Source organism: Blastocatellia bacterium (assembly GCA_035573895.1).
Taxonomy (GTDB): domain Bacteria; phylum Acidobacteriota; class Blastocatellia; order HR10; family HR10; genus DATLZR01.
On record DATLZR010000057.1, the window covers coordinates 1 to 11,197 of the forward strand.

The window sequence follows — 11,197 nt, forward strand, 5'->3', positions numbered from 1 at the left end:
TCCCTCACCACCACCCTCGGATTCCGACTGTGCAACACCTTCGTGATCGCACTGGTCAACGTCGTCTTCCCATGATCTATATGCCCTATCGTCCCCACATTCACATGCGGCTTGGTCCGCTCAAATCTCTCCTTGGCCATATCTCGTCACTCCTTTCTTTTGGTGTCATAGGCGAGGCCTTTCGCGCCCCCCGCCTGGGTCATTCTATCGCGCCACTCCCTGAACGCCCGTGACAATGGCTTCGCTCACCGTCCGGGGAACCGGTTCGTAATGAGAGAAGTGCATGGTATAGGAGGCGCGCCCCTGGGTCATGGAGCGAAGATCAGTGGCATAGCCGAACATCTCCGCCAGAGGAACCAGTGCCGTGATCACCTGAGTCCCCGGTCGGTGCTCGACGTGTTCGATCCGACCTCTCCGGGCATTGATGTCGCCGGCGATAGCGCCGAGATATTCCTCGGGCGTCACGATCTCCACCTTCATGATCGGTTCGAGCAAGATCGGATCGGCTTTCTTGACGGCGTCCTGGAAGGCGAGCGAGCCGGCGATTTTGAAAGCCAACTCGCTGGAGTCCACCTCATGATAGCTTCCGTCGTAGAGGCGCACGCGCAGATCCACCATCTCATAGCCGGCCAGGATACCGCGCTCCATCGCCTCAAGAATTCCCTCCTCGATGGCGGGGATGTACTCTTTCGGAATCACGCCGCCGAAAATATCATCCACGAACTCGAAGCCGGATCCGGGAGGGAGCGGTTCGACTTCGATTTTGGCGTGACCATACTGGCCGCGCCCGCCGGTTTGACGAATGAATTTCCCTTCGCCCAGGGCCTTCTTGGTGATGGTCTCCCGATAGTTCACCATGGGCCGACTGACATTGGCTTCCACGCCGAATTCCCGCCGGAGCCGGTCCACGATGATTTCCAGATGAAGCTCGCCCATCCCGGAGATGAGCGTTTGCCCCGACTCGGCATCGGTCAGCACGCGGAAGGAAGGATCTTCCTGAGCGAGCCGTCCCAGAGCGATCCCCAGCTTCTCCTGATCCGGTCGCGTCTTGGGCTCGATCGCCACCGAGATGACCGGACGGGGAAACTCGATCGCTTCGAGGATGATCGGATGATTCTCGTCGCAGATGGTATCCCCGGTGATCACCTGTTTGAGTCCGGCGACGGCGACGATCTCTCCAGCATAAGCCTCGGTGATATCCTCGCGCTTATTGGCGTGCATCTTCATGAGCCGACCCACGCGCTCGCGTCGGTCCCGGGTGGCATTGTAGACGCTGGAGCCGGCCCGCAATGTTCCCGAATAGATCCGCACGTAGGTGAGCTGACCGATATGCTTATCCGACATGATCTTGAAGACGAGTCCGCAGAACGGCTCCTCGTCGCTCGCACGCCGCTGCACTTCCTGTTTGGTGCGGGGATCAATGCCGCGAACAGGCGGAATGTCAACCGGCGAGGGGAGATAATAGACCACCGCATCGAGAAGGGGCTGAATTCCTTTATTCTTGAAGGCCGCGCCGCAGAGAACGGGGACGACCTTCAGTCCAATCGTGCCCCGACGGAGCGCCGCGCGAATCTCCTCCTCGGAAATGGGCTCACCTTCGATATATTTCTCGGCGATCAGATCGTCATGATCGGCCAGCAGTTCGATCATGCGCTCGCGGGCATGCTGAGCGGCCTGCTGTAAAGCTGAAGGGATCTCCTGTACAATGAACTCGGCCCCCAGCGTCTCTTCAATCCAGGTGATGGCCTTCATCCGGATGAGGTCAACAACGCCCTGGAAGTCCTCGTCGCCGCCTCCGATGGGGAGCTGCACGGGGATGGGGTTAGCTCCCAGCCGCCTGCGAATCTGATCAACGACCATCTCGAAGTCGGCGCCGACGCGATCCATCTTATTGGCAAAGGCGATACGTGGAACGTTGTACTTGTCGGCCTGACGCCAGACCGTCTCCGACTGAGGCTCGACGCCGTTGACGGCATCGAAGATGGCAATCGCCCCATCGAGCACGCGCAGGCTCCGCTCGACCTCGATGGTGAAATCCACGTGACCGGGAGTATCAATGATGTTGATGCGGTACTGATCGCCGGAAGATTCTCCGCCGATGCGCCAGAAGCAGGTCGTGGCCGCGGACGTGATGGTGATGCCGCGTTCCTGCTCCTGGACCATCCAGTCCATGGTGGCCGTGCCCTCATGCACTTCGCCGATCTTATAGTTCACCCCGGTGTAATAGAGAATCCGCTCGGTCGTCGTCGTCTTGCCCGCATCAATGTGGGCCGCGATGCCGATGTTTCTCACTCTCTCTAAGGGAATCTGTCGAGCCATCGGATGAGTCACCCTCTACCACTTGTAATGGGCGAAGGCGCGATTGGCCTCGGCCATCCGGTGCGTATCCTCGCGCTTCTTGATCGCCCCTCCTTTATTCTGCGAGGCCTCGATCAGTTCATTGGCCAGCCGTTCCACCATGTGCTTCTCTCCCCGCTCGCGGGCGTAAGTGACCAGCCAGCGAATGGCCAGCGACGTCTGCCGATAGGGATTCACCTCCACCGGCACCTGATAGGTGGCGCCGCCGACTCGCCGGGATCTCACCTCCACCTTCGGCTTGGCGTTCTCAATCGCTTGCTTGAAAATCCTCAACGGGTCTTCCTTGGTCCGCTGTTTGATCCGCTCCATCGCCCGATAGAAGATTTTCTCCGCCACGCTCTTCTTTCCATCCCACATCATGCAGTTGATGAACTTGGTCACGAGCGGGCTGTTGTAGACCGGATCCGGCGGTACTTCGCGTCGTTCGACAACTCGTTTTCGTGGCATAGTCGTCTCTGACCGATCAGGCGGCCGTCATTCCCGACAACCGGCTCGGGAATTCCCCCGCCGACGCTTTTTCATTTCGGCGCTGCTTCGCGGGGACGCTTGGCTCCGTACTTGGATCGTCCCTGCTTCCGGTTGGCGACGCCGGCGGCATCGAGCGTGCCGCGAATGATGTGGTAGCGCACGCCGGGCAGGTCCTTGACGCGGCCGCCCCGGATGAGCACGATCGAGTGCTCCTGCAAGTTATGACCGATGCCCGGAATGTAGGCCGTCACCTCGATGCCGTTGGTCAATCGCACGCGGGCGATCTTGCGCAGGGCGGAATTGGGCTTTTTCGGCGTCATGGTTTTGACCTGAACGCAGACGCCGCGCCGCTGGGGACAGCCCTGCAGCGCCGGACTCTTGGTCTTGACTTTGACTTTTTCTCGCCCCCATCGAACAAGCTGTGCTATTGTCGGCACGACCGATCTACTCCTCCTCGATGCTCTGCCGTCACGCGATCCGTGCGGCGGCCTCGTCGTCTTTCTTCGCTGCGATCACTTGACGTGGCACTCACAGAGCGCAATCTCCCATCGGCGTCATGGTGACGCGATGTCACCGCCGATGACATCTCTCGCTTCTGCGAGGTGAGGGATTCTCCGAAGAACTGCTCGCCTTCGACGTGCTTCCGGGGCGTCCCTCGCGCCCGAGCTTTTCTGTGGCGTGTCCACCCGAGGTCTTTTTACCGCTCACTCACCTGACGCCACAATAATCGCTCCTGTCCGCTTGTTCACTCTGCGGCCGGGCATCCTCGCACGTTCAGAATGCCCTCGAACAACTCTCCCAGCAAAATTCAAAGTGGCAAATATAGTCACCCCGCCATCAGTTGTCAAGACGGACTTTCGTCAAAAAAACAACGTGGGTGCCGCCACGCAATGCCGTGGACTCTCTCCGGCAGTAAAGTTTTGCCGGCCGGGACCCTCGCGCGAGACTTCCCGGCCACCGATTGCGTGATTCACATCCGGTAAGATGGTGAACCCGCGAAACACGTTAAACCGACGCCAAAGAATCCCCGTGTTCATCCGGGCGGGAGCCGCCGGCCCCCAGAAACAATTCCCCGGAATTCGCCGCAAGGAGCGCCGGCTTGCTCGCGCCTCCCGGCTGCGCACCTGCCCCCCACATCGCTCCGGTAAAGCGACGGAGTGAATTTTCGTCTTGGCCGGGGAAGAAAAATCCTCTATGATGTAAGCCTATGGCGAAACCAACCAAAGCGCGAATCAAACCACGAGTGGAATTCCAGGTCGGCGACGAGGTCATGTACGCCGGAGCAACCTACGTCCGCTACGGCACCATCGTCCGATTGCTTGGCGAAGGGGACGCCCAGATGGTCGAAATCGAGTTTGAGGATGGGCGGAAAGAGCTAAAGAAGACGCGGGACCGCTCCCTGCGATTGCTCCGGCGGCGCACGCCCGAACCCGCGCCACGGGACTATTACGACCGCGAGACCGAGGAAGTCCGCCGCAGCGAAATTCACCGAAGGTAGCGGGGGAATCTGCTGCTGCACCCGTTGTCGGATCTGGACGACCCGTCTCCACTACCGGGCTGAGCTTCTTTCCCGCTCCGTAACGATTTACCGCCGAGATCGCCGAGTCCGCAGGAAATAACGCAGAAGGATCAGCCTGCACATAGCCTCTCTGGTGGAATCACGGAGGATCTCCGCCGCGCTCTCCGGCGGTGAGGCTGAGTCGCTATCCCGGTTTTCTCCTTCAGGAAATGACGGTGGCCGATTTAGCCGGCTAGCGAGCGGGCTGTTCAGCCGGTGGAGGTTCGGCGATTTTCCGGCTCGCCGTGCTGAACTTCATGGCAATATCATTGTAGATGATGTAGCCCATGAAGATGAGGATGAGAGCGAAACCCACCGTTTGAATCTTCTCCCGGAGCGCCACGCTCATCTGTCGTCCCGCCAGCCCGAAGAACCATTCGATGAGCAGCAGGAAAATAACGCCTCCATCGAGCACCGGGATGGGGAGGAGGTTAAAGACACCGAGGCTGAGGCTGAGATAGCTCATCAGCTTAATCAGCTCCTTGACGCCGTGGGCAGCAGCCTCCCCGGAGATTTCGGCAATTCGCAACGGACCGGCAAATGTCTCCCGCACCGTGCGCTGGCCGCGAAAGATCTGGAGCAGGGCCTCCTGTGTGACCCAGAGATAGAAGAGATTTTGTCGCACCGATTCCATGAGAGCCCGGCCCGGACCCAGCGCGGTTTCCACCATCGGAACAGCCGGCGGCACACGAGCGAACCCGATGCGTCCACGTCCCTGGTCATTAAATGGGACGACTTTCACCTGATGCTGCCGCCCGTCGCGAATGTAGGTGAGGGTTATCTCCTTGCCCGCATGCGCCCCAACAATCGCCACCAGAATCTCAAACGCCGGTGTGGGTGTGTCGTTGACCTTGATGATCTTGTCTCCCGGCTTCAGGCCCGCCAGATCGGCCGGTCGCCCTTTCTCGATTTGACCGATTTCGACCCCATCGTAGGGAAGCGAGGGGAGCAAACCCGACTCGCCGAGTACTTCCATCCCGCTGGTGAACGAACCCAGCACCATCTGAGTCTCCAGGCGCTGTCCCTGGCGATCCACGACAACAGTCACCGGCTGATTCGGTTTCAGGAGGGTGATGTGTTCGACTTCTTCCCAGGTGGGATTTTCCTTGGTGTCGTAGCGGACGATGAGATCACCGGGTCGAATCCCGGCCCGCTCAGCCGGCGATCCGGGAACAATCAACCCCACACGAGCTTTCTCCAGCAGGTAGGCGGGCACCGTGTAACTCGTCATGTAAAGAGCCGCCGGCAACACGACAGCCAGAAGCAGGTTCATCGCCGGTCCGGCAGCCGCCACGCAAAATCGTTGCCACTTCGGTCGCGTCAGGAACGCATCGGGAGCCTGTGCGGTGGCATCTATCTCATCGGGATTCTCGCCCAGCATCTTCACGTATCCGCCGAGCGGCACCAGGCTCACGCGATAATCGGTATCGCCCCGGCGAAATCCAAACAGACGCGGCCCAAACCCCAAGCTGAAAACCTCCACCCGAATCTTGAAGAGCTTGGCCATCAGGAAGTGTCCCAGCTCGTGGACGAAGACCAGAATCCCGATGACGAAGATAAAGGCAACGATGGCGTTTATCATGGCCGGCACGGTTGCTCCTCTGTCATTTCATCTCTCAATGCAACAGTCTACCTGACCGGCGGAAGCTTGTCCACCGTGACGGGATGTTCGGAGGTCACCACCCCGGTCAAGAGGAGACGGGGAAACTGCTACCGGATTCCGGCATCCCCTGCGTCCGAACGGGAAAAATTCTCAACGCCTGAACGGGGATGTTCCGTCCAGCGGACGTCAACCGGGAAATGACGTTGGCCTGCTGGAGAAATCGGCCTCTGCGCCGCCTCTCGGAGCCGGCACTTCCGTCCAGAGATCGCCGATGACCTTCCGTTATCGGGGGAGGTCATCGGCATTTTCCCCGGACGAGCGATCAGATTCCGGAATAACGGCAGCGGCTTCCGGCGGGAACTCCGGCGCCGGCCGGGACAGGTGCCGCTCATCGTCCCGGCTGATGGCTTCATTGAGCGATCCGGTGCGGTACCCTTCGAGATCGAGGGTGACAAAGGTGAAGCCAAGAGCTTTGAACTCCCGGGTTAAGCACTCCGCCATCTCAAGCGACAGAGCACGCCGCATCTCGTCTCGACCGAATTCCAGCCGGACAAGATTCCCGTGATGTCGCACACGGAAAACACGAAATCCGAGGCCACGCAGAATCTCTTCGCCCCGTTCAATCACGCGCAATTTCTCCACCGTCACCTCCAGGCCATAGGGGATGCGCGAGGCCAAACAGGCCGAGGCCGGTTTATCCCAGGTGGAGAGCCCGTGCCGTCGAGACAGTTCGCGTACATCGGCCTTGGTCAATCCGCACTCCACCAGCGGGCTGATCACCTGATGCTCGCGGGCCGCCTGCCGACCCGGACGAAAATCGCCCAGATCATCCACGTTGACTCCGTCGCAGATGGCCCGATATCCCCACTCTTCGGCCAACTGTCGCAGTTTCGTATAGAGCGCGTGCTTGCAAAAGTAACACCGATTGACGGGATTGGCCCGGTATCGAGGGTCGCTCATTTCCTCGGTCGTCACCAGCAGATGCTGAAGACCGTGAGTTCGAGCGAACGCGATGGCATCCTCCCGCTGATGCGCCGCGAGACTGGGACTGTCGGCTGTCACGGCCAGCGCCCGCGAGCCCAGCTCCTGATGGGCGATGAAGGCCAGATAGGCGCTATCTACACCACCGGAGTAAGCCACAATCACCGACTCCAGCGAACGAAGCAAGCGACGCAGGCGACGCTCTTTGGCATCAAGCGACTGCTGGGTTCCCATCATGGTTGCCTCTGACTATATCTCACCTCTTCTGGAGGAATCAACCACCGTCGCAGCAGGGAGCAAATTTTTCGCTTGACGGCCAGGAAAAAGATGTGCTAAAGTGCGGGCCGTCACTGACAGCTTCTGGGGGTAAGGGAAGGCTTCCACTGGCTTCCTTGAGCCGATCGGAGCCCGGCGACAAAGAAACCGCACCTCAGAGCCGAGGCTCTGACCGATTCCCTTAAGCCGACGTGACGCTCCGCAGAGGAGCACACCCCCCCAGGCGGGACGAGTTATTAATGGCGCGGGAAAGGACGACAAACCCGGCTGCGCCCGCCTGCAACGGGCGTGGTGCTGACCGGACCCCGCCGGGAGGCGTGCGCGCGCAGGCAGTTTCGGAGGAATCGCCCCTGCGCCAGTGCACGCCACAAAGTCATGAAAATGGGAGTCCTTCGCCATGGTCGCGTGTTTCGTGGGCTTTTTTCATGGGAGGAATCGCCCATATGCGAATGCACGCCACAAGGAAAATGGAAGTCTTTCGTGATGGTTGCGTGTTTCGTGGGGTATGTCATGAGGATTCTTCCTGGAGCTGGCGCTCCAGACGATCAAAACCAGGCCACCGATCACACCGATTCTCGCCCGGGAAGACTATCGGCGTGACTCTGTGAAATCTGTGGCCTTTTTCAGGAGGAGAGCTATGAAGAGAGCAGAAACGACGCAGACACATTCTTCCAACATCGCGAGCCGTTGGTCAAAGCTTGGGCGGGAGTGGAGGCGAGGGCGTCGGGCCCTAGGTGTGATGCTTCTGGTGTGGGCGATGACGCTGGCCCCTCTGCCCTGGCCCGTCACCCCGGTGATGGCTGCCACCATCACCGTCAACACGACAATGGATGAGAATGATACTACTCCTAATGCGACCTGCTCCTTACGGGAGGCGGTTATCGCCGCCAATACCGATCAAGACCGCGGGGGGTGCAAACGAGACGGAATGGGGAGCGACGATACAATCGTCCTGCAATCGGGGCAGACCTACACGCTGCAGCTTGATGTGGGGACCGCTGATAGTGATGCTATAGGTACCAATATGATTGATGACCTGGATATTTCTTCTGCCGGGACGCTCACCATTCAGGTTCAGGGCGGTGGAGTGGCGACGATCCAGCGCACGGGGACGTGCAGTCTCGATGGCAGTCTCGGGACGGGCGAATTCCGCATCTTCGAGGTCCTGACGGGAGGCAATCTGACGCTGCAAAACGTGACGGTCACAAGCGGCTGCGCCGATGGCTCAGGCACGGACGCCGACGGCGGGGGCATCCTCAACCTCGGCACGCTGACGATCCAGAGCAGCACGATCTCGGGCAATAGGGCTAGCTCAGGAGGCGGCATCTTCAACAACGGCACGCTGACGATCCAGAGCAGCACGATCTCGGGCAATAGCGCTGGCTCAGGAGGCGGCATCTCCAACAACGGCACGCTCACGATCACCAGCAGCACGATCTCGGGCAATACGGCAAGCCTCGGCGGCGGCATCCGCAACGCCGGCACGGTGACGATCACCAACAGCACGATCTCGGGCAATAGCGCGCTCGGCGACGGCGGCGGTATCGTGAACTTCTTAACGATGAATGCCAGTTTCGTGACGATCGCCAACAATAGTACTAGCAGTGGCCGGGGGGGAGGGATATCCACCAGCACAGGCCCAAACACCGAGACCAAAATCAAGAACTCGATCGTGGGCAAGAACACATCCGGGGGAGATTGTTCTGGCTCGATCACTGGCATGGGCAACAATTATGACAGTGACGACACGTGTTTTGGATCGTCCGGGGATGCGATCTTCCTCGGCCCGTTGCAGAACAACGGAGGGCCGACGGCGACCCACGCCCTTCTGTCCGGAGACCCCCTTGACGGAGCCGCCGATTGCACGGATCTCAATAACACCTCGGTGACCGCAGATCAACGAGGCTCTTCTCGCCCTAAAGGCGGACAGTGCGATGCCGGGGCCTACGAGGTGCAGAATCCGAAGATGCTCTCCATTTCCATCAATGGCAATGGAACCGTGACGAGCAATCCGGGGGACATCAATTGCATGACGGGAAATATGGGCACCTGCATGGAGACTTACGATCAAAACACACCCGTCGAGTTGACGGCGACGCCCGATTCCAGTTCGGTCTTCGCAGGCTGGGGTGGTAACTGCTCGAACGGGGATGAGATGACTCAGGTGACGATGGATGCGGATAAGATGTGCACAGCGACATTCGTCCAGAAGGGGACAATCGTCATCCAGAAGACGGCCATCGGAGGCAACGGCACGTTCAACTTCACCCGCAACGATAACTCGTTTTCGATCATGACAAGCGATGGGAGCGGTTCACAATCGTTTGGGCTGGCTCCGGGGACATACACCTTCACGGAGAGCACGCTGCCGACGGGCTGGGCCTTCCAAGATCTCGTGTGTCAGCTAACCACTGGGACAAACAGTGAAACGGAGATCAACCTGACCACGCGGATGGCAACGATCATGTTGGCGGCGGGCGAGACCGTCATCTGCACCTTCACCAACATCAAGCTGGGCAGCATCACGATCATCAAGGAGGCGGTGCCGGACGATCGGCAGGACTTCAGCTTCACGTGGAGTGGGGACATTGGGACGTTCTTGCTGGATGACGACAACGACGCGACACTGCCCAACCAGCGCACGTTCAGCAACCTCATGCCCGGCAGCTACATGGTGAGCGAGGACTCGGTCTCCGGCTGGAGACTGACCGACCTGGTCTGCACCGATCCGGGCGGGGGGACGAAGGTGAACCTGAGCCAGCGGACGGCGACCATTGATCTGGCTGCGGGCGAGACCGTCACCTGCACCTTCACCAACACGCGGCTGGGGGTGAGTCTGTTCACCTTGCAGCAGGGGACGAAGTGTCTCACGCTTGATCTACTGGCCGGGAGTTATGTCTTCAAGACGGATCGGGGGACGTTCCGCGGGGCGATAGAGTTCACGCAGACACCGAACGTCATTCGCTTCCGCATTCGCTTCCGCAGCGTGCGGGGAGCCAGCCCGGCCTTAAGTGGACTGATCAATCTGGGCGCACGGGCGGGCAGCGCCACTCTGGCTCAGGGGTTCCGTTTCTGGATTACGCTCATTGATCGCAACATTGACGACAACGGCCTATGCCCGCCGTAGCCGCATGGGGGGCTCTCTGCGGCCCCCCACGTTACGCACCACAAGTGGGCATGCGGGCGGCTGGAGACAGCCGCCCGTACAGCCCCGCAGTGGCCGCGCCAGCGGCCCCCGCGACGGTAGCCCGACGTGAAACGTCTGGAAAACGCGAGACGAAAAATGATGGCGCGTTGAAGACGCGCCAGAGCCCAGGTCATGGCAGGAGGGAACCAGACATGAAACGTTTGGGAAGAATGGCCGCGCAAGCGGCCACGAGAAGGTAGCCAGACGTGAAACGTCTGGAAAACGCGACGCGAATTAAATCCACCGCGCGTTGAAGACGCGCCAGAGCGCCGGACACGAACGCTCCCGGCCCCCGAACGATTGCGGCGAGGGATCGAATGGGATGAACCATCGCTGTTGCGCCTCTTCAAGGCGCATCGTTTTATTTCGCGTGCATCCAGACGTTGCACGTCTGGCTACCCTCTTGCGGGCGTCTGCCGACGCCCGGACGAAGATGGAGGCGCCAATCGTGTGGATCAACGAGGCGGATTGGTCAACCGTGTATCAAGGATGCGCCCGTGACGGGCAACGTTCAAAACAAATGGCCGCGCAAGCGGCCCACCCGAAGGTAGCCAGACGTGAAACGTCTGGAAAACGCGAGACGAAAAATGACGGCGCGTTGAAGACGCGCCAGAGCGCCGGACGCGAACGCTCCCGGCCCCCGAACGATTGCGGCGAGGGATCGAATCCGATGAACCATCTAAGGAGGGCGAGGATGTCGCTCGGACGAAGCGAAGGCGTGCCTGGCGCGCGACGAACAATTTCGCCGCTGGCGGGACTTTTGACG

General features: G+C 60.0%; 10 protein-coding genes. 2 read left to right on the top strand and 8 right to left on the bottom strand.

The features are described from left to right. The 4 genes from VNM72_06085 to rpsL form a co-directional block, all read right to left on the bottom strand. Positions 1-140, bottom strand: a 140-nt coding sequence (locus VNM72_06085; GenBank protein HXF04968.1) for a GTP-binding protein, incomplete at its 3' end; no start/stop codon positions are given. A gap of 64 nt (positions 141-204) precedes the next feature. After that, positions 205-2,319: an elongation factor G gene (fusA, locus tag VNM72_06090; protein ID HXF04969.1), complete on the bottom strand. Its 2,115-nt coding sequence runs from the start codon at positions 2,317-2,319 to the stop codon at positions 205-207. 15 nt (positions 2,320-2,334) lie between these two features. After that, a complete protein-coding gene (gene rpsG / locus VNM72_06095) occupies positions 2,335-2,805 on the bottom strand; it encodes a 30S ribosomal protein S7 (GenBank protein ID HXF04970.1) in 471 nt (156 codons plus the stop codon). A gap of 71 nt (positions 2,806-2,876) precedes the next feature. Further along, positions 2,877-3,263 (bottom strand): 30S ribosomal protein S12, encoded by a 387-nt coding sequence (gene rpsL / locus VNM72_06100; protein HXF04971.1) that lies wholly within the window; start codon positions 3,261-3,263, stop codon positions 2,877-2,879. Positions 3,264-4,033: 770 nt separating this feature from the next. Here rpsL and VNM72_06105 point away from each other — a divergent pair. Beyond that, the gene (locus VNM72_06105; protein HXF04972.1) at positions 4,034-4,324 is read left to right on the top strand and encodes a hypothetical protein; all 291 of its coding nucleotides are present in this window, start codon (positions 4,034-4,036) and stop codon (positions 4,322-4,324) included. A gap of 253 nt (positions 4,325-4,577) precedes the next feature. Here VNM72_06105 and rseP read toward each other — a convergent pair whose 3' ends face one another. Then, complete coding sequence (gene rseP, locus VNM72_06110) at positions 4,578-5,966, bottom strand: RIP metalloprotease RseP (GenBank protein HXF04973.1); 1,389 nt, start codon at positions 5,964-5,966, stop codon at positions 4,578-4,580. A 303-nt stretch (positions 5,967-6,269) separates the two neighbouring features. Continuing rightward, the gene (larE, locus tag VNM72_06115) at positions 6,270-7,205 is read right to left on the bottom strand and encodes an ATP-dependent sacrificial sulfur transferase LarE (GenBank protein ID HXF04974.1); all 936 of its coding nucleotides are present in this window, start codon (positions 7,203-7,205) and stop codon (positions 6,270-6,272) included. Positions 7,206-7,881: 676 nt separating this feature from the next. Here larE and VNM72_06120 point away from each other — a divergent pair. Further along, entirely contained in the window at positions 7,882-10,371 is a 2,490-nt protein-coding gene (locus VNM72_06120; GenBank protein ID HXF04975.1) for a choice-of-anchor Q domain-containing protein, read from the top strand. Positions 10,372-10,665: 294 nt separating this feature from the next. Here VNM72_06120 and VNM72_06125 read toward each other — a convergent pair whose 3' ends face one another. Together VNM72_06125 and VNM72_06130 are read right to left on the bottom strand one after the other, a co-directional pair. Continuing rightward, positions 10,666-10,788 (bottom strand): hypothetical protein, encoded by a 123-nt coding sequence (locus tag VNM72_06125; protein HXF04976.1) that lies wholly within the window; start codon positions 10,786-10,788, stop codon positions 10,666-10,668. A gap of 126 nt (positions 10,789-10,914) precedes the next feature. Further along, positions 10,915-11,197: hypothetical protein (locus VNM72_06130; protein ID HXF04977.1), on the bottom strand; the 283-nt coding region annotated here is incomplete at its 5' end.